Here is a 22,715-nt window from a genome sequence, read left to right on the forward strand (position 1 = left end):
TTGGCGACGACTTTAATCAATCCGATGGGGGTTTACCATGAAATTTCTCAAAGTGGCAGCGCTTGCAGCAATCGTAGTTTCTGGTAGTGCTATGGCGGGTTCTATTAATCAGGGCGGCTGGGGTCATGGACATGGTCATGGCGGATACAGTGGCCCAAATTCCACCCTGAATATTTATCAGGACGGTGGCGGTAACTCAGCGGTAGCTCTGCAGACAGACGCCAGAAATTCTGTCCTGAATATTAGCCAGAAAGGTGGCGGTAACGGCGCTGACGTTGGTCAGGGTTCTGATGATAGTAAAATCAACCTGTCCCAGAAAGGTTTTGGCAACAGTGCGACACTTGATCAGTGGAACAGTAAAAAATCCGTTATGAACGTTAGCCAGTCCGGCGGCTTTAACGGTGCACTCGTAGACCAGACTGCTTCCAACTCGACTGTCAACGTGACCCAGATCGGTTTTGGTAACCACGCGACAGCTCATCAGTACTGATACTGAAATCTGTGCTACAAAAAAACAGGGCTGATGCCCTGTTTTTTTTCGGGAGTTCATCATGAATACTTTAATTCTCCTTGCCGCGCTTTCCAGCCAGATCACCTTCAAAACGTCACAGCAGGAAAATATGACCACCATTATTCCTCAGGTCACTCTGGCGCAGTCGTGTGATTGTCAGGTTCAGATTGTTTCTTTACGAGAAGGGCAGGGGGGGCAAAGTTCTTCCCGGCAGCAAAACACACTTTTTATACCCGCTAATCAGACGATTGATTTAATGCGCCTGAGTTTAAATATTAGCGCGGGAGACACGGTGAAAATCGTTGTCACCGTTTCAGACGGTAAATCGCTACATTTATCACAACAGTGGTCGCCAACGGAACGCTCGCTCTAAACATTCATGAAATCAATATGTTGAGAATATGGCGGGTCTGTACCGTTGAGCTATGCTGATATCACGGACCTGGTCGTTATGTTCCGTAACGTGAAACTTCGTTTGCCCTAATAAATGAAGCGCGTTTACCCCTCATGGACGATTATCTTTGAGGAGTACCTATAATGAACAACTATTTTGCTCGACTCGTGGCAGGTCTGGGTCTGGTCGTTTCTGCTTTGAGTATCCCGGCTTATTCGGCCACGGTTGTTGACGGTGGCGTCATTCATTTCCGCGGTGCTATTGTTGCAGACCCCTGTGAAGTCGCCCCCCAGAAGCAACAGATTGCAATGTCATGTCCAAATAATAACCGTATGCAAACGCGTATGGTCAGCTATACAGAGGCGCTTAACGGGAAAGTGAGCGACTCAAACCTGGCAACGCTCAATATGAAATACCTTAATCCTGAAAAAACGCTCGCGGTTGTCGAAATCCAGTATCGCTAGTGCGCGTTCTCGCGCCCTGCGGTGAAAGAGGATTTTTTCTGATAGTTTTTTCTCCCGGTCTCCTCTGCGATACACTTAAGAAAATGGCGGGTTGCAGAGGGGCTTTATGAAACCGCAAATTGAAATTATTCATGGCGATATTACGACAGTGCACGTCGACGTCATCGTCAATGCGGCCAATCCATCCCTGATGGGAGGGGGCGGCGTGGACGGGGCTATCCACCGGGCTGCCGGACCGCAGCTGCTGGAAGCCTGTAAAACCGTGCGCCAACAGCAGGGCGAATGTCCTCCCGGTCACGCGGTGATTACGCTGGCGGGCAATCTGCCTGCGAGAGCGGTAATTCACGCCGTAGGGCCTGTCTGGCATGGCGGGGATCAGCACGAAGCGAGTATTCTGGAAGAGGCTTACCGGAACTGTCTGCGACTGGCTGCCGACAATGGTTATAAAACGATGGCGTTTCCGGCCATCAGCACAGGCGTGTATGGTTACCCTAAGGCCGCTGCCGCAACGATTGCCGTAGAAACGGTTTACCGCTATTTGTCGTTAAAACCGCTGCCAGAGAAGGTGATTTTTGTCTGTTTCGACGACGACACCACGCATCTTTATCAGCGGCTTCTGACTCAGCGCAGACAAGAACTGGAGAGCTGATGCAAACGCGGCGCATCGGATGCGCCGCGTGATTTATGAGGCTTTTGCCTGTGGTTTTCCTGAAAAGAGGAAGCGCAGGAGCGGGATCCGCAGATGGATTTCGTAGAGTACGATTGCTACCCCTACAACAAACACCAGCCCGGTAAAAAAACCCAGCGTGTTGGAGGCGATGTGCGGTGTGATGTAAGCCCCGAAGAAAAGCGTCAACGGATGATGCACCAGATAGATAAACAGTGACGCATTAACGAAGTAGGTCACGCGACTGGACTTAAAGTTCAGCAAGCGGTGGCCCAGCGCGAATACCACGTTCACCATCCACAGCCCAAGCAGCATAGTGATCACGCTTTCCGTTTCATACATCCAGGCATCGCCGCTGCCGTAGCGCTGATTCAGCAGATAGGCCGCGAACGCGAGGCTTGCCCCCAGCGCGCACCACGGTGACGGGGTGACAAACAGCGATTTAAGCTTCGGATGAATAAAGGCCAGCGCGCCGATTAAAAAGAACGGAATGTAGAACAGGGACTGCATCACCACAAAATTAAATAACCCGTCGCTCAAAATCGGCGGGTAGACGATAAGCAGCGTTCGGCGCACGGCCGCATAGGCAATCCCCAACAGCAAGAAGAGCACTGACAATTTGCCCATCGTAACGTTGGCGAAGAAGGTGTCGGCTTTTGTACTCAGACGGTGGCGCAGGCGGCTGAAAATCAACAGGCTCACCGTTGTGAGCACCACCAGGACCAGCAGGAACCACAGGTGAGACACCAGCTCCCAGACCAGCGTATTGTACTTTTCATACAGCGTAAGGTTCGGCCAGTTCTCCGCTTTGCCTTTGACGTATTGCAACATAATGAACTGAGGCAGCGTCAGCAGTGGAATTGCGGTCAGCATGGGGATCCCCACGCGCTCTACGCGCACTTTCCACCAGCGCTTGAGCGGGTATCGTAGAAACAGCATGTAAGAAAAATAGCCGGATATGACGAAGAACACCTGCATACGGAAGGCGTGAATAAAGTCATTAAACAGCGTCAGCCACCAGGAGGGCATCTGGCTATTCACATGCCAGGTGTGGCTGGAGTAAATCAGTGAAATGTGAAAGGGGATCCCCAATAGCATCAGCCAGGCCCTGATCGAGTCGAGGAAATATTCACGTTCTGTTGGTGTTGTGCTCATATAACGTTGTGCATTCTCAGACTTTTCGTCTTATCCCTAAGACTCATAATGGTTACATTCGAAGCCAACCCTACACCAAGACCGACACCCTGTCTCCAGGATAAGCACGCAAAGTGAATAGCGGGTTCTTTCATTTGCTTATTCCCTGAGCCAGCAGCTGAACAAAGCAGTGATAATGTTGTCGGATTGCCTGAGTTTCCATTAAAATGGATCGGATCGATATAAGCACACAAAGGGGGAAGTGCTTACTTATTATGAAACATAAACCACAGATGATGAAAATGCGTTGGTTGGGTGCTGCAGTGGTGTTATCACTGTATACCTCATCGGCACTGGCCTTTAACATCGACGATGTCGCAAAACAGGCAAAATCGATGGCAGGCAAGAGCTACGAAGCGCCGAAAAGTAACTTGCCCTCCGTTTTCCGCGACATGAAGTATGCGGACTATCAGCAGATCCAGTTCAATCACGACAAAGCGTACTGGAGCAATATTAAAACCCCGTTCAAGCTTGAATTTTATCATCAGGGTATGTACTTCGACACGCCTGTTGCCATCAATGAAGTGACGGCAACCGCGGTACGTAAGATCAAGTACAGCCCGGATTACTTCAATTTTGGCAATGTGCAACACGACAAAGATACGGTGAAAGACCTGGGCTTTGCAGGCTTTAAGGTGCTTTACCCAATCAACAGCAAAGATAAAAACGACGAAATCGTCAGCATGCTTGGAGCCAGCTATTTCCGCGTCATTGGCGCGGGGCAGGTGTACGGGCTTTCTGCGCGCGGTCTGGCTATTGATACCGCGCTGCCATCAGGTGAAGAGTTCCCACGTTTCCGTGAGTTCTGGATTGAACGTCCAAAACCAACGGATAAGCGTCTGACCATTTATGCACTCCTGGATTCCCCGCGTGCAACCGGTGCCTATCGCTTTGTGATTATGCCGGGTCGTGACACGGTAGTTGACGTGCAGTCCAAGGTTTACCTGCGTGATAAAGTGGGCAAGCTGGGCGTTGCGCCGTTGACCAGTATGTTCCTGTTCGGGCCGAACCAGCCGTCACCGGCAACCAACTTCCGCCCGGAACTGCATGACTCCAACGGTCTGTCTATTCATGCCGGTAACGGTGAGTGGATCTGGCGTCCGCTGAATAACCCGAAACATCTGGCGGTTAGCAGCTTCGCAATGGAAAACCCGCAAGGTTTTGGCCTGCTGCAGCGTGGTCGTCAGTTCTCCCGCTTTGAAGATTTGGACGATCGCTATGACCAGCGTCCAAGCGCCTGGGTCACGCCAAACGGTGACTGGGGTAAAGGTAAGGTCGAGCTGGTAGAAATTCCAACCAACGACGAAACCAACGATAACATCGTCGCTTACTGGACGCCGGATCAGCTGCCGGAAGCCGGTAAAGAGATGAACTTCAAGTACACCATTACCTTCAGCCGCGACGAAGATAAGCTGCATGCGCCGGATAACGCGTATGTAATGCAGACTCGCCGCTCAACGGGTGATGTGAAGCAGTCTAATCTTATCCGTCAGCCTGACGGTACCGTGGCGTTTGTCGTGGACTTCACAGGCCAGGATATGAAGAAACTGTCACCGGACACCGCCGTTGCCGCTCAGGCCAGCATCGGTGATAACGGTGAAATCGTTGAGAATACCGTGCGTTACAACCCGGTAACCAAAGGCTGGCGTCTGACCCTGCGCGTGAAAGTGAAAGATCCGAAACAGACCACTGAAATGCGTGCTGCGCTGGTCAGTAACGATCAGCCGCTGAGTGAAACCTGGAGCTATCAGCTACCTGCCAATGAATAATACATCTGAATATATTGATGCCATGCCGCTGACGGATATCGAAAAAGCGGCACTGCCAAAGAGCGACATCCGCGCGGTTCACACCGCGCTGGATGGTGAACATCATACGTTTTCCCGTGATGATGATACGCCGCTTGGGTCAGTCAAGGCGCGTCTGGAGCAGGCCTGGCCGGACTCGCTGGCGGAAGGGCAGTTGATTAAAGACGATGAAGGACGCGATCAGCTTCAGGCGATGCCGAAGGCTACGCGTTCCTCTATGTTCCCCGATCCATGGCGCACCAACCCGGTGGGTCGCTTCTGGGATCGCCTGCGCGGGCGTGATGTGACGCCGCGCTATCTGTCGCGCCTGACGAAAGAAGAGCAGGCGTCCGAACAGAAATGGCGTACCGTCGGGACAATCCGTCGCTATATCCTGCTGCTTCTGACGCTTGCGCAGACGGTCGTCGCAACCTGGTACATGAAAACTATCCTGCCTTACCAGGGCTGGGCGTTTATCAATCCGACGGACATGATGGGCCAGGATCTCTGGGTCTCCTTCATGCAGCTGCTGCCGTATATCCTGCAGAGTGGCATTCTCCTGCTGTTCGCGGTCCTCTTCTGCTGGGTCTCGGCCGGTTTCTGGACCGCGCTGATGGGCTTCCTGCAGCTGCTCATGGGGCGTGACAAATACAGCATTTCAGCGTCAACGGTCGGGGATGAACCCCTCAATCCCGAGCACCGTACCGCGCTGATTATGCCTATCTGTAACGAAGACGTTGACCGCGTATTTGCGGGCCTGCGTGCGACCTGGGAGTCCGTGAAGGCGACCGGCAACGCGGAGCATTTCGACGTTTACATCCTGAGCGACAGCTACAACCCGGATATCTGCGTTGCGGAACAAAAAGCGTGGATGGAGCTGATTGCAGAAGTGCAGGGCAAAGGCCAGATCTTCTACCGCCGCCGCCGTCGTCGCGTGAAGCGTAAAAGCGGTAACATCGATGACTTCTGCCGTCGCTGGGGTAACCAGTACAGCTACATGGTGGTGCTGGATGCTGACTCCGTCATGAGCGGAGACTGCCTGAGCGGTCTGGTGCGCCTGATGGAAGCCAACCCTAACGCGGGTATCATTCAGTCTTCGCCAAAAGCGTCCGGTATGGACACGCTGTATGCGCGCTGCCAGCAGTTCGCCACCCGTGTTTACGGGCCGCTGTTTACGGCGGGTCTGCACTTCTGGCAGTTGGGTGAATCGCACTACTGGGGCCACAACGCCATTATCCGCGTGAAGCCGTTCATTGAGCACTGTGCGCTGGCGCCGCTGCCGGGTGAGGGTTCGTTTGCCGGTTCTATTCTGTCGCACGACTTCGTAGAAGCGGCGCTGATGCGTCGTGCTGGCTGGGGCGTCTGGATTGCCTACGACCTGCCGGGATCGTACGAAGAGCTGCCGCCGAACCTTCTGGACGAGCTCAAGCGTGACCGCCGCTGGTGTCATGGTAACCTGATGAACTTCCGCCTGTTCCTGGTAAAAGGGATGCACCCGGTTCACCGTGCGGTATTCCTGACCGGCGTGATGTCCTATCTCTCTGCACCGCTGTGGTTTATGTTCCTGGCGCTGTCGACTGCCTTACAGGTGGTTCATGCCCTGACGGAGCCGCAATACTTCCTGCAACCGCGGCAGCTGTTCCCGGTGTGGCCGCAGTGGCGTCCGGAGCTGGCGATTGCGCTGTTTGCTTCCACCATGGTGCTGCTGTTCCTGCCTAAGCTGCTCAGTATCATTCTGATCTGGTGCAAAGGCTCGAAAGAGTACGGCGGTTTCTTCCGCGTAACCCTTTCACTGCTGCTGGAAGTGCTGTTCTCCGTCCTGCTGGCGCCGGTACGTATGCTGTTCCACACCGTGTTTGTGGTCAGTGCGTTCCTGGGCTGGGAAGTGGTCTGGAACTCGCCGCAGCGTGACGATGACTCCACGCCGTGGGGAGAAGCCTTTATGCGACACGGCTCTCAGCTGCTGCTGGGTCTGGTGTGGGCGGCCGGGATGGCCTGGCTGGATCTGCGCTTCCTGTTCTGGCTGGCACCGATTGTCTTCTCGCTGATCCTGTCGCCGTTTGTGTCCGTGATTTCCAGCCGTTCAACGGTGGGGCTGCGAACCAAACGCTGGAAACTCTTCCTGATCCCGGAAGAATATTCCCCGCCGCAGGTGCTGGTGGATACCGATCGTTACCTGGAACAGAACCGCAGTCGCTCGCTGGATGACGGCTTCATGCACGCCGTGTTTAACCCGTCATTCAACGCCCTGGCAACGGCAATGGCGACGGCGCGTCACCGCGCCAGCCAGGTGCTTGAGATTGCCCGCGATCGTCACGTTGAGCAGGCGCTTAACGAGACCCCGGAAAAACTCAACCGCGACCGTCGTCTGGTGCTGTTGAGCGACCCGGTGACAATGGCGCGTCTTCACTACCGCGTGTGGTCCGCTCCGGAGAAATACTCTTCGTGGGTGAATTACTATAAGGACGTGAAGCTGAACCCGCTCGCGCTGAAGGCGAAGTAAGTTGTTAAGAAGGGACGGGTAAGCGAATCGCCACCCGCCAGATAAAATACCGGCTTAATCGCCGGTATTTTTTTAGAGGTTAAAGATGAGAATAATCATCGTCGTTATGGTGGCATGCCTGCTCAGCGGCTGCGGCAGTATCATCAGTCGCACCATTCCAGGGCAAGGCCACGGAAATCAGTATTACCCGGGCGTGAAATGGGATCTTCGTGATTCCGCATGGCGCTACCTGACCGTGCTCGATCTGCCGTTCTCGCTGATTTTCGACACGCTGTTGCTGCCGATCGACGCCAGCCACGGCCCTTACGAATAGCGTAAATTAACGCTCGTCCCACTCATCGGCTGCGGTTTGACCTTCTTCCGTATCCAGCGGCGGCTCAAGCTGAAACTCACCCTCATCCCACTCGTGCAGGGTGTTCTCTTCCAGCCATTCCTGCCGAAGTTCGATTTCGTCATAGTCGCCATCAAAGACGGCCTGCGCACCTTCACCACTTAATATCGGCAAACATTCCCCTTCTTCACCTTCATCGGCAAAGAATTCGGCCTGCCACATAATATCTCCATCCTGCAGAACGTATTTTTGGATATTAAGCTGTTGCACGTCAGCATCTTCTTCTTCAACGCCGGGGTTGTCGGCGAGGAACTCTTCACGAGCGGCATCAATAGCTTCTTCCAGCGTGGCGTACATGGTCATTGGTGTCTCCCTGTTTTCCAGAAGGTTTCAGGGAAAGAATAGCTGAATATAAGATTCTGCAAGTATGAATGCGAAAATAAGCTGTCAGGCGTTCGTCTTATTCCGTCACGGGCCGCAGCGCGCGGGATAAACTGAACCATGAATAAATGGCATTGAACAACACGACGCCCGCCGTCACGATAAAGACGGCGCGAAAACCGAAGCTGGCTGAGATCCCGGCTCCGAGCAGCGGTCCGGTGACGTTACCGATATCGCGGAATGACTGGTTATAGCTGAAAATACGCCCGGCAATCTGGTTCGTTGAGTTGTAAATCAGCAGGGTCTGTACGGCGGGAAGCAACGCGCCGTCGGCGGCTCCCAGCAAAAAGCGAAGTAAGCCCAGCTGCCACGGAGCCTGCACCATCGACATCGGGATAAGCAGCAGGACGGAGATCACCAGCGCGGAGATCAGGATTTTCTCCGGACCCACCCGGTCTCCCAGTTTACCCAGTCTCGGGGCGCTCAGCAGCGCCGCCACGCCGGGTACGGAGGCAATCAGTCCGCTGATGAACGCAATATTGCTGACGTTACCCGCCAGGTCGCGAACGTACAGCGTCAGAATAGGGGCAATCGACCCGGTAGCCACCTGGATAATCATTGTCGTCACGAACAGGCTCAGCACCAGTCTGGGATTTTTGAGCGAGGTCAGCACCTCTCTGGCGTGGAGAATCTCTTTTTTGGCGACAGGCGTGAAGTTTTCCCGGATACAGAGCAGGGTGACGATAAAGCACAGGAACAACACGCTGGCGGTGATAAAGAAGACCGGGCGCAGGCCGTAGTTATCCGCCAGTAATCCCCCGGCCAGCGGTCCAAGCAGAGCACCGCTCACGCCACCGGTTGAGAGCGTGCCCAGCGCCCAGCCGCTTTTATGGCGGGGAATTTGCGTGGCAATCAGGGCATTCGCGTTGGGAATAAATCCACCCAACAGGCCCAGCAGCGCGCGCAGGATCAGAAACTGCCAGACGTTCTGCGCCACGCCCATCAGCGCCATGATAATGGCCATCCCCAGCGCCGAACGCAGCAGCATAATTTTCCGCCCCTTGCGATCGGCAAGGCCGCCCCAGAAGGGCGAGGCCATCGCGGAAAAGAGAAACGTGATGCTGAATACCAGACCGGACCACATATTGAGCGCGCTGTGGCCCGTCACGCCTAGCTGTTCGACGTAGAGCGGCAGGAAGGGCATAACCAGGCTAAAGGCCGCGCCGGTAAGAAAACAGCCAAGCCACGCAACCGCGAGGTTACGCTTCCAGTTTATGGGGGCATCTGAGGGTGACATAACTATCCGCATAATGAGGTGCAGAGCACCTGAAGCATAAAGTAATAAGCCTGCTAATTATGCGCCGGGGTTATGATTGCCGCAATGACGAGGAGCTTTTAAAGCTAAAACGGCATGCGGCCCTGAGGACCGCATGAGGATTAATAGCGGGACGGCGTGCCTTGTGGCCGCGTTTTAAAGCGGCGGTGCAGCCACATGTACTGCTCGGGCGCCAGCATGATGCACTTCTCCACAACGCTGTTCATCCAGCGTGCGGTGGTTTCCGCATCGTCGAGCGGCGGCGCAAGCTCCGGCTCCAGCATCATCAGCTCGTAGCCTGAACCATCCGGCTTACGGCGAGGGACGAAAGGCACGATGGCAGCTTTAGACATCCGCGCCAGCATCCAGGTACCGGTCGTTGTGGCGGCCTCTTCAACGGCGAAGAAGGGAACAAATACGCTGGCCTGTGGACCATAATCGTGGTCGGGGGCATACCAGACCACTTCGCCGGATTTCAGCGCGCGGATCATCCCCTTCAGATCCTTACGGTCGATCATGCTTTTGTTGGAGCGCATGCGGCCGTTGGTCTGGATTAAATCGATGACCGGGTTATCGTTAGGACGATAAACGCCAATGCCCGGCGCCTGCATGCCAAACATGCGCGCCCCGATTTCCAGCGTCAGGAAATGGACGCCGATCAGCAAAACGCCCGTCTGGTTGGCCTGAAGCGTATGCACAGGCTCTATGCCGGTTCCCGTCACCTCGCTCCAGCGGGCCATGCGTTTGTCCGGCCAGAACCACGCCATGCCGGTCTCCATAAGCCCCATCCCGACGGATTCGAAATTCTTCGCGACCATATCGTGACGCTCTGGCTCGCTCATCTGCGGAAAACAGAGCTCAAGATTGCGGTACGCAATTCTGGCGCGACGCTTCATAAACAGCTGTGCGAAACGGCCCAGAAATTTACCCAACCGAAAAATAACAGGGTAGGGAAGCTGTACCAGAAGCCATAAAAAGCCGATGCCAAGCCAGGTCAACCAATAGCGGGGATGCAAAAGGGCGGCAGTAAATTTTGGTAACTGGGTCATGTCTTTCCTGTGTTCAAACGTCCTGTTTTGCTAGTGTCTCATTTTTTGAGACATAGCCAAAATATCTGCTTTCGAAGCGTGCACGAATACAGCAATTGTTAAGCCTGATTAATCAGGGTGTGTGAAATGTAGCGTAAATTGTGTGGATGTAAATTGGTTTTGTTTGCTATATGATGCCGACCGATTTTTAATTCTCTCTAACGATTCCAGGACTGTACACCATGCCAGTGTTACACAACCGCGTGTCGAATGAGATGTTGAAAGCGCGTATGTTGGCTGAAACCGAACCGCGCACAACCATCTCTTTCTATAAATACTTCACGATCGACGATCCGCAGGCGACCCGCGATGCGCTTTATCAGGCGTTCACGGCCCTGAACGTCTTCGGCCGCGTCTACCTTGCCCGTGAAGGCATTAACGCGCAAATTAGCGTACCGGAAAGCAGAGTCAGCGCCTTCCGCGACGTGCTTTATCAGTTCGATCCGGCCCTCGACGGCTTGCGCCTGAACATTGCTCTGGACGATGACGGGAAATCCTTCTGGGTGCTGCGCATGAAGGTGCGTGAGCGCATCGTGGCGGACGGTATCGACGATCCCGAGTTTAACCCGGCGGATGTCGGTGAATATCTGAAGGCCGCGGAAGTGAATGCGATGCTGGACGATCCGGATGCCGTGTTCATTGATATGCGTAACCACTATGAGTACGAAGTGGGACATTTCGAGAACGCGATGGAAATCCCGGCCGACACCTTCCGCGAGCAGCTGCCCAAAGCGGTTGAGATGATGCAGGAACATAAAGATAAAAAGATCGTTATGTACTGCACCGGCGGTATCCGCTGTGAGAAAGCCAGCGCGTGGATGAAGCACAACGGCTTTAATAAGGTCTGGCATATTGAAGGCGGCATTATCGAGTACGCCCGCCGCGCCCGCGAGCAGGGTTTACCGGTGCGCTTTATCGGGAAAAACTTTGTTTTTGACGAGCGTATGGGTGAGCGTATCTCGGAAGACGTTATTTCCCAGTGCCACCAGTGCGGCGCGCCGTGCGATACTCATACCAACTGCAAAAACGACGGGTGCCATCTGCTGTTTATTCAGTGCCCGGCCTGTGCCGAGAAGTTTAACGGCTGCTGTAGCGAATTGTGCAGCGAAGAGAGCATCCTGCCGGAAGAAGAGCAGCGTCGCCGTCGCGCAGGACGTGAAAACGGCAACAAGATTTTCAATAAATCACGCGGCCGTCTGAATACCAAACTGGGTATCCCTGACCCGGAATGATAATAACGCCCGGCACGGCGAAAGCCTGCCGGGCGAATCTATTATGATTTCTGCTGTACACCTTCAACGGAAATAATCAGCTCAACGTCCTGAGACGCCGGACCTAAATCCGTTGTGATATTAAAATCTTTCAGGTGAATTTTACCCGCCGCTTCAAAACCTGCGCGTTTACCGCCCCACGGATCGTCACCCTGACCCAGTAATTTAGCATCAAGCGTGACCGGTTTTGTTACGCCGTTAAGCGTCAGGTTGCCGGTAATATTCAGTTTATCACCGTCTTTCTTCACCTCAGTAGAAGTGAAGGTCGCCTGCGGGAATTTCGCGACGTTAAGGAACTCCCCACTGCGCAGGTGTTTATCGCGCTCTGCGTGGTTCGTGTCGACGCTGTTCGTATTAATCGTCACATTGACTTTATCGGCCGCGGGATTTTTCTCGTCAAAAGTGAACGTGCCGTCAAAATCCTTAAAGGTGCCGTACAGCCAGCTGTAGCCCAGGTGCTGAATACGGAAATTGACGAAAGCGTGCTGGCCCTCTTTATCAATCTTATAATCCGCCGCCACGGCGGAACCGGCGGTGAATAACAGAGAACCCAGGGCGATACCCAGCAGGTGTTTTTTCATTTTATGCTCCAGAGTCAACTGACGAGCGGCCAAGCATGCGCTTTAGCGTATCGTCTTTATCAATGAAATGGTGTTTGAGGGCGGCAAACCCGTGCAGCACGGAGAGGATCACCACGCTCCAGGCAAGCCAGAGGTGAACAACCCCCGCCGTGTCGGCCTGCGTCCCAGCATCGCTAAGCGTTGCCGGAACCTCGAACAGGCCAAAAACGCTAATCGGCTTACCGTCCGCCGTCGAGATAAGGTAGCCGCTAATCAGAATGGCGAAGAGCAGCGCATAGAGCGCGATATGCGCGGCGACTGCACTGACGCGGGTAAATTTGCTGTGAGTTTTTGGCGCGGCGGGCGGCGGGGAAATATGTCGCCAGATTACGCGAAAAACCAGCCCCATCATCAGGAGAACGCCAATGCTTTTATGCAACTCCGGTGCCTGGTGATACCAGCCGTCATAATAGCTGAGCGTGACCATCCAGAGTCCAAGTCCAAACATACCGTAGACGGCAAGAGCAAATATCCAGTGCAAACCTATGGATATTATTCCGTAGCGCCGGGAGGAGTTACGCAATTGCATCAGAATGTCCATTTTCAAATTAACCGGAAAGTAAAAATGAACGGGAAGGCGGGATATTGCAACTGAAATAATTGTCTATTAATTTTTATTTTATTTATTTCAGCAATTTTGAAAATGATCGCTAAAGCTAATTCAATCTCTTCGTGCAAGCGAAATGGTGAGCTTCAATAAAGATAAATTAACGTCAATTATTGTCAGTAAGGCTTTTCAGTAAAATACAATGTAAACAAAGTCAATAATGGCCAGCAGCGCCCACAATAAGATGTAGAGCATGAAATGCTCGCGAATATTATTCATCAGAAAGTTAACGATCCTGCGCATAACGCCCCGTAATGCAGTGTGAATGAAACGAGCCCCGAAACCTCCGGAGCTCGTGGCGGATTATCCGTTAAAACGCGAGAGTGAGAAGGGCGTCAGATCAAACTGCGGCGCGATGCCCTGGGCAAACTGTGCGGCGATCTCGCCCAGCACGGAAGCAAACTTAAAGCCGTGGCCGCTCAGCCCGGTAATCAGCAGGACGTTGTCATGCCCCGGCAGCGTATCAATGATAAAGTCTTCATCCGGGGTGTTGTCGTAGGTACAGGCCGCGCCATACAGCAAGCCGCCGACGCCCGGAAGAATAGTACGCAGGAACGTGAAGGCTTCTGAACCATCCTGCGGAAAGGCGCCGAAAGGCTTACGCCCTTCAGGGGTGGAGATAGCCTGGCCACCGTTGTGTTTACCGATTTTCAGCGCGTCTTTCTCGGAAGGGAAACCGTAGAACTGATCGCCATTCGGCAATTCGCCGGTGAAGGCCGGGAATTTATTCTGCGCGCTGTAGCGGCCATCCGACTGGAACCAGGAGAAGACCTTGCGCACCGGCTGGATCGGCAGTTCCGGCAGCAGGCGCGTGACCCAGGTTCCTGCGCTGACGAGCAGGCGGGACGCTGAATAGTCGCCGTCAAGAGTCGTTACCGTGACGCCATCAGCGTCATGCGTGATGGCCTCCACTGGACAATTAAACAGCTGCGCACAGCTGGCCTTCGCGGCAAGATCGATCCAGGTTTTGATCGCCGTTTCACAATGCAGCACGCCGGAGTGGGCTTCAAAGAGGCCGATGTAATCGTCCGGGACGGTAATTTCAGGCCAGCGTGCGGTAATGCCCGTCGCGTCCAGCTTCTCAATGTCCAGATTAAAGGCTTTCGCGCTGCGCTCGACGCCTGCGAGAAATTCAGACTGGGCCGGGCCCAGGTTGACGACGCCGGTACGTTCGAAAATGCGATCTTCGGTCTGTTTCGCCAGTTCATCCCACAGCGTCTGGGCGCGAAGCACCAGCGGGACATAGCGCTCGCCTTCGCCATACGCATGGCGGATGAGGCGGGTATCGCCATGATGGCTACCCTCCGAATGAGGAGGGAGGTGGGCATCGATCATCAGGACCTTCAGACCTGCCTGTGTTGCGTAATAACCGGCAGCGGAACCCACGGAGCCGCTACCAATAATGATTAAGTCGTATCTCATATGCATCTCGTAACCTGATGTTTTGTTAGCAGAGTAATTAACAACGCGGGGTTAGACAAGGGAGAAATAAATAAGGCACCGCGAGGGTGCCTGTAGAGAGAAAAGTGGGCATAAGCTTAGTGCCGTTTATACTCATTTTCCTGATAGTCGCCAGATTCTATTTTTGCAATACCTGCCTCTAAAATAGAAATAAACTGACGGGCGACGTCTGTTGTTAGCCACAACGTCTGTCCAACTTCCGCTTCTTCACGGTTGAGTTGATTCGGGGTCTGGTAGTGCAAACGCAGCATCAGCGCATCGTAGCTATCTACGGTACTGATATCCCAGCCAACCAGTGGATGGGTCTGGATCACTTCACTATTCTTTTCCATTATAACCCCCTTAATGCGTGTTAGAAGACAACGGCTTTGAGGTTCAATGCATGTTTTTCTGAAAGCATCTTCAGTATACCAAGTAATAAGGGTTCCAACGGGAAAAATAAACAGGTGGCAACACATTTTTCTGCTTTTTAGGATTGTTCGAACAATAAAACACCATCTCGTTCACGATTTTTAAAGAAGATGCCGAATTAATTTGAACTTGCAGGATTTTTAGACAAAAAAAAGCCGGGGCGACCCGGCAAAAAAACACAATGAGGGAGCAGTGTTAATCTGCGGTAAACCAGTCGTCTGCGCTTTCCCACGTTTCCTGCAGGATTTCGCTGATGCGATCTTTATCTTCTTTCGCAGCACCAATGACGGAGAGGTTGTTCGCCGCGGCGTAACGCACCGTTACGGCACCCGCGTTGTCGGGAAAGGTGTTGTTAATACGGCGGGATAATTCGCCTGCCAGTGCATCAAGCGCGCCGGCAGGTAGAACAGTTGTTTTGGCTATGGTGACTTCAATACGCATAAATGCCCCCTGTGTAATATACTGTTTATTTATACAGGTATATTATCGGTTTGACAACAAGGGGCATTGATTTTTTAACGTTTTACCGTCCAGTTAACGGTTTCGCCCGCCAGGAATGGGATCAGCGTGTCATCCGTCAGCGCAATGGACTCCTCAACGTGGCTCGCTTTACGCTCCAGTTCGATGAAGGTGTCGTTGACCGGCAGGCCGTAGAAGCGCGGGCCGTTAAGGGAGCAGAACGCTTCAAAATGTTCGAGCGCGTTCATCTCTTCAAAGACGGTCGCGTAGCTGGCCAGTGCCGTTGGGGCGTTGAAGCAGCCTGCACAGCCGCAGCTCGCCTCTTTGCGGTGGCGGGCGTGAGGTGCGGAATCGGTGCCGAGGAACGCGCGGGAGAACCCGCTGGCAACCAGCTCGCGCAGCGCCTGCTGGTGGATGTTGCGCTTGAGAATAGGCAGACAGTACAGGTGAGGACGCACCCCGCCCACCAGCATGTGGTTACGGTTAAACATCAGGTGCTGTGGCGTAATGGTGGCGGCGATAAGATCGTTGCCGTCGCGCACATACTCTGCCGCGTCTTTGGTGGTGATATGCTCAAAGACCACTTTAAGCGCGGGCAGGCGCTGGCGCAGAGGCTCCATCACGGTCTCGATAAAGCGGGCTTCACGGTCGAAGATGTCAATCTCGGCATGCGTGACTTCACCATGGACCAGCAGCGGCATGCCCAGTTTCTGCATACGTTCCAGAACCGGCATGATGGCATCAATGCTGGTGACGCCGTGGCTGGAGTTGGTGGTGGCATTTGCCGGGTAGAGTTTCGCCGCCGTAAATACGCCTTCGTTAAACCCGCGCTCCACTTCGTTCGGATCCAGCGAGTCGGTAAGATAGCAGGTCATCAGCGGGGTAAAATCGTGTCCCGCAGGAACGGCATCCAGGATGCGCTGGCGATAGGCAATCGCGGCATCGACGGTGGTGACTGGTGGAACCAGGTTAGGCATGACAATCGCGCGGCCATAAATTTCGCTGGTATAAGGCACGACGGTTTTCAGCATATCGCCATCACGCAGATGGATATGCCAGTCGTCAGGGCGGCGGATTTTAAGAACCTGGGGTTGTGCAGTCATGGAAGCTCCGGCTTGTCAGGAATCAGTCATAAGGATGGCTGTTTTTGCCGGACACAAATCATAAGCGGAAACGTTTTCGTTTGCACACTTTTCCGTAAAAAAAAGGGCGCCACAGCGCCCTTCAGGTTAATCGGTGAAAGGAATGATAATTTCTCCCGGTTTCACCTCTATACCTTTTGCATATTTTTTCGCCAGAGCTTCACCCTTGCTTTTGTCTTCGCTTAAGACGTACGCGGGCTGCTGGTTAAAGTAATTTCGCAGCGACTGGTTGAGATAGGGCATCAGGGTTTGCAGAACCGGTGCCATCTTGTCCGGCGACACCTGCGCATCGACGACTTCCATCTCCTGCAGGAAAATTGCCCCTTTCTCTTTATTGAAAACAGGGAGTGCCTTCAGCTTGAGCTTGATGTTGGCTTTCTGATTGCCAAAGAGGGAGGACATATCGAGATCCGCATCACCGGCAAGGGTGACTTTGTTTGGCTCTTCACGACCGATCTGGCTGGTCAGGTTTGTGAGGACGATATGGGCGTCTGCCAGACCCGGCACGCCAATGTCTTTAGAGAAATTGTTATGTTTTTCCAGCGCCTGATTAATTTCCTGTTCACTGACGGTATATTGCGTGAGCTGGTTACAGCCAACCAGCAGGCCGCTGACAACTAATGCCGCGGCAAAGACAATTTTCTTCATAGTGTTCCTCAACGAAAAATCGGCGCTTCTGTCCTGTTGCGCCAGTATGTCAGTGTGAATTGGCAGAAACCAGCAGAAAAAACTGAGAAGTGGGGCGGGAGTAGCTCCCGCCCGAGGGAAAGGCTACGCGCCAGGCTCGAGCATCCCGCTCGCGCTGCGTTTCTGGCTGAACTGCCACCACAGGGCAAGGAGCGTCATAAAGCCCACCGCGCCGAGCATCATCCACGGAAGTTCGGGCTGGTTAAACGCTTTGCCGGCATCAAACAACCAGCCGCCACCGGCGTAACCTAATGCGCCGCCAAGCGCCAGCCCCAGCCGGCTGAAACCCATATAGCTGCCGCGCGCACGCGCATCCGCAAGCGAGGCGCTCAGCGTTTCACGGGCAGGCTCGGCGATGATTGAGCCAATATAGAACGTGCAAATCAGCGTAAACAGCTGCTGGAGAGAGTTCACCAGACCGATCGGCATCATGCTCAGCGTCATCAGGAGCAGCCCGGCCATCAGGCGATGCTCCAGACGAAAATGCCGTTCGCTCCAGCGGGCAATCGGATAAAGCAGCGTTAACGACAGGCAGGCTTCGATGGCGTACATCCATTTAACGGCAGCAGGCGTGCCCGCAATGTCGTTAACCATGATCGGCAGCATCAGCATGACCTGCACAGCCAGCATGTAGTAGCCCGTCAGGGTCAACACATAGGTGACAAAACGCCTGTCGCGCAGGACGCGGCCAAGCCCTTCCCGGACCGGCGCTTTGACCGTCGACAGTTTCCAGGCGGGCAGGAACAGGCCATTAAACAGCGCGCACAGAATAAAGAGCACCGCCCCAGCCGCGCAGACCAGTCGGAAATCATACTGCAGCAGCCAGCTTCCCAGCAGGGCGCCGATAACCGCCCCGGCACTGTCCTGCATCATCAGAATCGAGAAGAAACGGCCGCGGTGCTGAGGGCGAATAAGCTTCACCACCAGGGCGGTGCGCGGCGGATCGAACAGCGTGCCGCCGATACCGGAGAGGAAACAGGAGAACCAGAGCAGCCAGGGCTCCTGGGCGACCGCCATCGTGGCAAAACCTGCCGCGCGCAGCAGCATACCGGTAACGATCATCGGTTTAGCGCCAAAGCGGTCGGCAATGGCCCCGCCAAAGACGCCCAGGCCCTGCTGGACAAACTGGCGTAACCCCAGGGCAATGCCAACCATTAATGCCGCCCAGCCCATCTGATCGACAAAGCGGATCGATATCAGCGGAAAAACGACAAAAAAGCCGAGCACAACCAGCATGTTATCGACGAGCAGGAAATATTTACCCAGGCTCCTGGCCTGTGATACGCGGGACATTTTCCCTCCAGGGAAAATAAGAAGGTGAGCACGCTAACATTCTGCGGTGTCGCCGCGTTTTTTCCCACCCCTGGGCGTGACAATATTTTTTTATCAAAAGGGTGCTTTGATAGAGAGTTCTCATCGAAAATAATGAAAAGAGGGCAAAATGGTATGTCACTGTTTTCACAGACGGCGCAGGCGCAGGTATAGTAAAGCTAATGGGTCAGCAGAAGTGACGGGAAGGAGTGGTATCGATGTTTGGCTATCGCAGTAATGTGCCAAAAGTGCGTCTGACAACGGACAGGCTGGTCGTTCGTCTGGTGCATGAGCGTGATGCCTGGCGTCTGGCGGATTATTACGCCGAGAATCGCCAGTTTTTAAAACCCTGGGAACCCGTTCGGGATGAGAGCCATTGTTACCCTTCCGGCTGGCAGGCGCGCCTCAGCATGATTACGGAATTTCACAAGCAGGGCAGCGCGTTTTATTTCGCGCTGCTGGATCCCGAAGAGAAAGAGATTATCGGGATCGCCAATTTTTCAAACGTGGTGCGCGGGTCGTTTCACGCCTGCTACCTTGGCTACTCCATCGGCCAGAAATGGCAGGGGCAGGGGCTGATGTACGAGGCGTTAACGGTGGCGATCCGCTATATGCAACGCACGCAGCATATCCATCGCATCATGGCGAACTATATGCCGCATAATCAGCGCAGCGGCAATTTGCTGGCGCGCTTAGGGTTCGAGAAAGAGGGTTACGCCAAAGACTATCTGCTGATAGACGGAGAGTGGCGCGACCACGTTCTGACGGCGTTAACCACTCGGGACTGGACCGCAGGTCGTTAAGGAGAAAAGATGAAGTATCAGCTAAACGGTACAGAAGCGCGCGTGATTGGGTGCTTACTCGAAAAACAGGTCACCACGCCGGAGCAGTATCCGCTCTCCGTCAACGCCGTGACCATGGCCTGCAACCAGAAAACCAACCGCGAGCCGGTGATGAACCTCAGCGAGCATGAGGTTCAGGACGTGCTGGATGCGCTGGTAAAACGCCACTATTTGCGCACCGTCAGCGGCTTCGGCAACCGCGTGACCAAATACGAACAGCGCTTCTGTAACTCCGAATTTGGCGACCTGAAGCTGAGCAGTGCGGAAGTGGCGGTCATCACCACGCTGTTGCTGCGCGGAGCGCAGACGCCGGGGGAACTGCGCACGCGCGCTTCCCGCATGCATGAGTTCAGCGATATGCAGGAAGTTGAGCAGACCCTGGAAGGGCTGGCTTCTCGCGAAGACGGCCCATACGTGGTGCGTCTGGCGCGCGAGCCGGGTAAACGTGAAAGCCGCTATATGCACCTGTTCAGCGGCGACGTCGATGTCGCTACCGTTACCGCGGAGAGCGACGCGGTATCCTCAGCAGGCACTGACACTCTTGTCGCGCGCGTAGAAGCGCTGGAAGAAGAGGTCGCCGGGCTGAAACAGCGTCTGGATGCCTTGCTGGCACATCTGGGAGACTGACGGTGAAAAAATTACGCGTAGGCGTGGTGGGGCTGGGCGGCATTGCGCAAAAAGCCTGGCTGCCTGTTTTAGGTGCGGCGACGGACTGGACCCTGCAAGGGGCATGGTCACCCACGCGAGAAAAGGCAGAACGTATCTGCGAAACCTGGCGCATTCCGTACGCTGCCTCCCTGCAGGATCTGGCCCGCGAGTGTAATGCGGTTTTTGTGCATACCTCAACGGCAACTCACTATCAGGTGGTGAGCGAGCTGCTCAATGCGGGGGTTCACGTCTGCGTGGATAAACCGCTGGCGGAAAATGTTCCGGACGCGGAACGTCTGATCGAACTGGCGGCGCGCAAAAAACTGACGCTGATGGTGGGCTTCAACCGCCGCTTCGCGCCGCTTTACCAGCAGCTTAAGGCGCAGTCGGGCACGCTTGCCTCGCTGCGAATGGATAAGCACCGCACCGACAGCATTGGGCCAAACGATCTGCGGTTCACCCTTCTGGATGATTATCTGCACGTTGTGGATACGGCGCTGTGGCTGAGCAACGGCGAAGCGCTGCTGAAAAGCGGCACCCTCGTGACAAACGATCAGGGGCAAATGGTCTACGCTGAACACCACTTTTCCGTTGAGCATCTTCAGATTACCACCAGCATGCACCGTCGGGCGGGTAGCCAGCGTGAATCCGTGCAGGCGGTGACCGACGGCGCGCTGTACGACATTACGGACATGCGCGAGTGGCGGGAAGAGAAGGGCAATGGCGTGGTGACGCTCCCGGCGCCAGGCTGGCAGAGCACCCTCGAGCAGCGCGGTTTCGCAGGATGCGCCCGTCACTTTATCACCTGCGTGCAAAATCAGACGGTTCCTGAAACGTCCGGCGAGCAGGCCATTCTGGCGCAGCGCATTGTGGAAAGGCTCTGGCGCGATGCCATGAGCGAATAACTCGCTGTAACATCTGCGGATAGTAATTCGTTGAAATCCGGGTAGACTAAGCGCCGCTTGTAGGCTTTGCCGGGTGGCGCTTACGCTTGCCCGTCCTGGAAATCCGTATGGTTCTGGAAATTCACGTTAATGAACTTATTAAAATCGCTGGCGGCCGTCAGCTCGATGACCATGTTTTCCCGCGTGCTGGGTTTTGCACGCGACGCCATTGTGGCAAGGGTATTTGGTGCAGGGATGGCCACGGACGCCTTTTTCGTCGCCTTCAAATTGCCGAACCTGCTGCGTCGTATTTTTGCTGAAGGGGCGTTTTCCCAGGCATTCGTGCCCATTCTGGCGGAATATAAAAGCAAGCAGGGTGAAGACGCGACGCGCGTCTTTGTTTCTTATGTCTCCGGATTGCTGACGCTGGCTTTAGCTGTGGTGACCGTACTCGGGATGCTGGCCGCGCCCTGGGTGATTATGGTGACCGCGCCCGGTTTTGCCGATACGGCTGACAAATTTGCGCTGACCTCGCAGCTGCTGCGCATTACTTTCCCCTATATTCTGCTCATCTCGCTGGCCTCGCTGGTGGGGGCGATCCTGAACACCTGGAACCGCTTCTCTGTTCCGGCGTTTGCGCCAACGTTTCTCAACGTCAGCATGATCGGTTTTGCCCTGTTCGCCGCGCCGCACTTTAACCCGCCGGTGCTGGCGCTGGCCTGGGCGGTTACCGTCGGCGGCGTGCTGCAGCTGGCGTACCAGCTGCCGCATCTGAAAAAAATCGGCATGCTGGTGCTGCCGCGCATCAATCTCAAAGATGCCGGGGCGATGCGCGTGATCAGGCAGATGGGGCCCGCCATTCTCGGCGTCTCCGTCAGCCAGATCTCGCTTATCATCAACACCATTTTTGCCTCTTTCCTCGTGTCCGGCTCGGTTTCCTGGATGTACTACGCTGACCGTCTGATGGAGTTCCCGTCCGGGGTGCTGGGCGTGGCGCTGGGGACCATCCTGCTGCCGTCGCTGTCGAAAAGTTTTGCCAGCGGCAACCATGATGAATATTGCCGCCTGATGGACTGGGGTTTACGTCTCTGCTTCCTGCTGGCCCTGCCAAGCGCGGTGGCGCTGGGCATTCTGGCCAAACCGCTGACGGTGTCGCTCTTCCAGTACGGGAAATTCACCGCCTTTGATGCCGCCATGACCCAGCGCGCGCTGATTGCCTACTCGGTCGGCTTGATGGGGCTGATCGTCGTCAAGGTGCTGGCGCCCGGGTTCTACTCGCGTCAGGACATCAAAACGCCGGTGAAAATTGCCATCGTGACGCTGATTATGACCCAGCTGATGAACCTGGCGTTTATTGGTCCGCTGAAGCATGCTGGCCTGTCGCTGTCTATTGGTCTGGCGGCCTGTCTGAATGCCGGGCTGCTGTACTGGCAGCTGCGCAAGCAGGATATCTTTACGCCGCAGCCGGGGTGGGGAAGTTTCCTGGTACGTCTGATCGTTGCGGTACTGGTGATGTCGGCGGCGCTTCTCGGCATGATGTACGTGATGCCGGAGTGGTCCCTCGGCACTATGCCTTATCGTCTGATGCGGCTGATGGCCGTGGTAGGCGTCGGGGTCGTGGCTTACTTTGCCACGCTCGCGGTGCTGGGGTTCAAAGTGAAAGAGTTTGCCCGCCGTACGGCATAAACGCCAAAAGGGGAGTTCACCTTATGGTGCTCCCCGCTGCATGATTTGTCG

At 54.7% G+C, this 22,715-nt stretch carries 25 protein-coding genes; 12 read left to right on the forward strand and 13 right to left on the reverse strand.

Annotation, left to right across the window (positions count from 1 at the left end; translation table 11 throughout):
- The first annotated feature begins 37 nt into the window (after positions 1-37).
- The 4 genes from csgA to ymdB all read left to right on the forward strand — a co-directional run bounded on the left by csgA (position 38) and on the right by ymdB (position 2,018).
- Positions 38-490, forward strand: a complete 453-nt coding sequence (gene csgA, locus ACOTZC_RS01655; RefSeq protein ID WP_023311110.1) for a curli major subunit CsgA — start codon at positions 38-40, stop codon at positions 488-490.
- A gap of 61 nt (positions 491-551) precedes the next feature.
- Positions 552-884 (forward strand): curli assembly chaperone CsgC, encoded by a 333-nt coding sequence (gene csgC, locus ACOTZC_RS01660; RefSeq protein WP_023311111.1) that lies wholly within the window; start codon positions 552-554, stop codon positions 882-884.
- Between the two features lie 164 nt (positions 885-1,048).
- Positions 1,049-1,369 (forward strand): hypothetical protein, encoded by a 321-nt coding sequence (locus ACOTZC_RS01665; RefSeq protein WP_023311112.1) that lies wholly within the window; start codon positions 1,049-1,051, stop codon positions 1,367-1,369.
- A gap of 106 nt (positions 1,370-1,475) precedes the next feature.
- Complete coding sequence (ymdB, locus tag ACOTZC_RS01670) at positions 1,476-2,018, forward strand: O-acetyl-ADP-ribose deacetylase (protein ID WP_023311113.1); 543 nt, start codon at positions 1,476-1,478, stop codon at positions 2,016-2,018.
- Positions 2,019-2,051: 33 nt separating this feature from the next.
- Here ymdB and mdoC read toward each other — a convergent pair whose 3' ends face one another.
- A complete protein-coding gene (gene mdoC, locus ACOTZC_RS01675) occupies positions 2,052-3,191 on the reverse strand; it encodes a glucans biosynthesis protein MdoC (protein WP_039261736.1) in 1,140 nt (379 codons plus the stop codon).
- Positions 3,192-3,445: 254 nt separating this feature from the next.
- Between mdoC and mdoG the strand changes: the two genes are divergently transcribed.
- The 3 genes from mdoG to ACOTZC_RS01690 all read left to right on the forward strand — a co-directional run bounded on the left by mdoG (position 3,446) and on the right by ACOTZC_RS01690 (position 7,833).
- Positions 3,446-4,999: a glucans biosynthesis protein MdoG gene (gene mdoG / locus ACOTZC_RS01680; protein ID WP_021240787.1), complete on the forward strand. Its 1,554-nt coding sequence runs from the start codon at positions 3,446-3,448 to the stop codon at positions 4,997-4,999.
- A complete protein-coding gene (gene mdoH / locus ACOTZC_RS01685) occupies positions 4,992-7,520 on the forward strand; it encodes a glucans biosynthesis glucosyltransferase MdoH (protein WP_163353677.1) in 2,529 nt (842 codons plus the stop codon). Before mdoG ends, mdoH begins: the two co-directional genes overlap by 8 nt.
- An 85-nt stretch (positions 7,521-7,605) precedes the next feature.
- Positions 7,606-7,833, forward strand: a complete 228-nt coding sequence (locus ACOTZC_RS01690; RefSeq protein ID WP_033145189.1) for a YceK/YidQ family lipoprotein — start codon at positions 7,606-7,608, stop codon at positions 7,831-7,833.
- Positions 7,834-7,839: 6 nt separating this feature from the next.
- Here the strand turns inward: ACOTZC_RS01690 and ACOTZC_RS01695 are convergent, their stop codons facing one another.
- The 3 genes from ACOTZC_RS01695 to ACOTZC_RS01705 all read right to left on the reverse strand — a co-directional run bounded on the left by ACOTZC_RS01695 (position 7,840) and on the right by ACOTZC_RS01705 (position 10,596).
- Entirely contained in the window at positions 7,840-8,214 is a 375-nt protein-coding gene (locus ACOTZC_RS01695) for a MysB family protein (RefSeq protein WP_023311118.1), read from the reverse strand.
- 97 nt (positions 8,215-8,311) lie between these two features.
- On the reverse strand, positions 8,312-9,529 hold the full coding sequence (gene mdtG / locus ACOTZC_RS01700) for a multidrug efflux MFS transporter MdtG (RefSeq protein ID WP_045401848.1): 1,218 nt from the start codon (positions 9,527-9,529) through the stop codon (positions 8,312-8,314).
- 140 nt (positions 9,530-9,669) lie between these two features.
- Positions 9,670-10,596, reverse strand: coding sequence for a Kdo(2)-lipid IV(A) acyltransferase (locus ACOTZC_RS01705; RefSeq protein ID WP_421635560.1), 927 nt, complete (start codon positions 10,594-10,596; stop codon positions 9,670-9,672).
- A 221-nt stretch (positions 10,597-10,817) separates the two neighbouring features.
- Between ACOTZC_RS01705 and ACOTZC_RS01710 the strand changes: the two genes are divergently transcribed.
- On the forward strand, positions 10,818-11,867 hold the full coding sequence (locus tag ACOTZC_RS01710) for a rhodanese-related sulfurtransferase (protein WP_163353678.1): 1,050 nt from the start codon (positions 10,818-10,820) through the stop codon (positions 11,865-11,867).
- Between the two features lie 41 nt (positions 11,868-11,908).
- On the opposite strand, the gene ACOTZC_RS01715 is transcribed toward ACOTZC_RS01710, so the two are convergent.
- The 9 genes from ACOTZC_RS01715 to mdtH all read right to left on the reverse strand — a co-directional run bounded on the left by ACOTZC_RS01715 (position 11,909) and on the right by mdtH (position 18,586).
- Positions 11,909-12,487 carry a YceI family protein gene (locus ACOTZC_RS01715; RefSeq protein WP_045401851.1) on the reverse strand — a complete coding sequence of 193 codons (579 nt, stop codon included), beginning with the start codon at positions 12,485-12,487 and terminating at the stop codon, positions 11,909-11,911.
- A gap of 1 nt (position 12,488) precedes the next feature.
- Positions 12,489-13,055, reverse strand: coding sequence for a cytochrome b (locus ACOTZC_RS01720; RefSeq protein WP_239632258.1), 567 nt, complete (start codon positions 13,053-13,055; stop codon positions 12,489-12,491).
- A gap of 207 nt (positions 13,056-13,262) precedes the next feature.
- Positions 13,263-13,376, reverse strand: a complete 114-nt coding sequence (locus ACOTZC_RS01725; RefSeq protein WP_032639612.1) for a YceO family protein — start codon at positions 13,374-13,376, stop codon at positions 13,263-13,265.
- Between the two features lie 60 nt (positions 13,377-13,436).
- The gene (gene solA, locus ACOTZC_RS01730; RefSeq protein WP_421635561.1) at positions 13,437-14,555 is read right to left on the reverse strand and encodes an N-methyl-L-tryptophan oxidase; all 1,119 of its coding nucleotides are present in this window, start codon (positions 14,553-14,555) and stop codon (positions 13,437-13,439) included.
- A 116-nt stretch (positions 14,556-14,671) separates the two neighbouring features.
- Complete coding sequence (bssS, locus tag ACOTZC_RS01735; protein ID WP_008500827.1) at positions 14,672-14,926, reverse strand: biofilm formation regulator BssS; 255 nt, start codon at positions 14,924-14,926, stop codon at positions 14,672-14,674.
- A gap of 274 nt (positions 14,927-15,200) precedes the next feature.
- On the reverse strand, positions 15,201-15,446 hold the full coding sequence (gene dinI, locus ACOTZC_RS01740) for a DNA damage-inducible protein I (RefSeq protein WP_421635562.1): 246 nt from the start codon (positions 15,444-15,446) through the stop codon (positions 15,201-15,203).
- A 74-nt stretch (positions 15,447-15,520) separates the two neighbouring features.
- Entirely contained in the window at positions 15,521-16,567 is a 1,047-nt protein-coding gene (gene pyrC / locus ACOTZC_RS01745) for a dihydroorotase (protein WP_023311125.1), read from the reverse strand.
- Between the two features lie 126 nt (positions 16,568-16,693).
- A complete protein-coding gene (locus ACOTZC_RS01750; RefSeq protein ID WP_023311126.1) occupies positions 16,694-17,254 on the reverse strand; it encodes a lipoprotein in 561 nt (186 codons plus the stop codon).
- 123 nt (positions 17,255-17,377) lie between these two features.
- Entirely contained in the window at positions 17,378-18,586 is a 1,209-nt protein-coding gene (mdtH, locus tag ACOTZC_RS01755; RefSeq protein WP_163353679.1) for a multidrug efflux MFS transporter MdtH, read from the reverse strand.
- A 236-nt stretch (positions 18,587-18,822) separates the two neighbouring features.
- On the opposite strand from mdtH, the gene rimJ reads away from it, so the two are divergent.
- The 4 genes from rimJ (at position 18,823) to murJ (ending at position 22,664) form a co-directional block, all read left to right on the forward strand.
- Entirely contained in the window at positions 18,823-19,407 is a 585-nt protein-coding gene (gene rimJ / locus ACOTZC_RS01760) for a ribosomal protein S5-alanine N-acetyltransferase (RefSeq protein ID WP_008500822.1), read from the forward strand.
- Between the two features lie 9 nt (positions 19,408-19,416).
- A complete protein-coding gene (locus tag ACOTZC_RS01765) occupies positions 19,417-20,073 on the forward strand; it encodes a YceH family protein (protein ID WP_047174442.1) in 657 nt (218 codons plus the stop codon).
- A gap of 2 nt (positions 20,074-20,075) precedes the next feature.
- Positions 20,076-20,999, forward strand: a complete 924-nt coding sequence (locus tag ACOTZC_RS01770; RefSeq protein ID WP_045401862.1) for a Gfo/Idh/MocA family protein — start codon at positions 20,076-20,078, stop codon at positions 20,997-20,999.
- A gap of 129 nt (positions 21,000-21,128) precedes the next feature.
- Positions 21,129-22,664, forward strand: a complete 1,536-nt coding sequence (gene murJ, locus ACOTZC_RS01775) for a murein biosynthesis integral membrane protein MurJ (protein ID WP_045357088.1) — start codon at positions 21,129-21,131, stop codon at positions 22,662-22,664.
- The last annotated feature ends 51 nt before the right edge of the window (positions 22,665-22,715 follow it).

It is taken from the genome of Enterobacter cloacae complex sp. SHL009, from assembly GCF_049237205.1.
GTDB lineage: Bacteria > Pseudomonadota > Gammaproteobacteria > Enterobacterales > Enterobacteriaceae > Enterobacter > Enterobacter cloacae_M.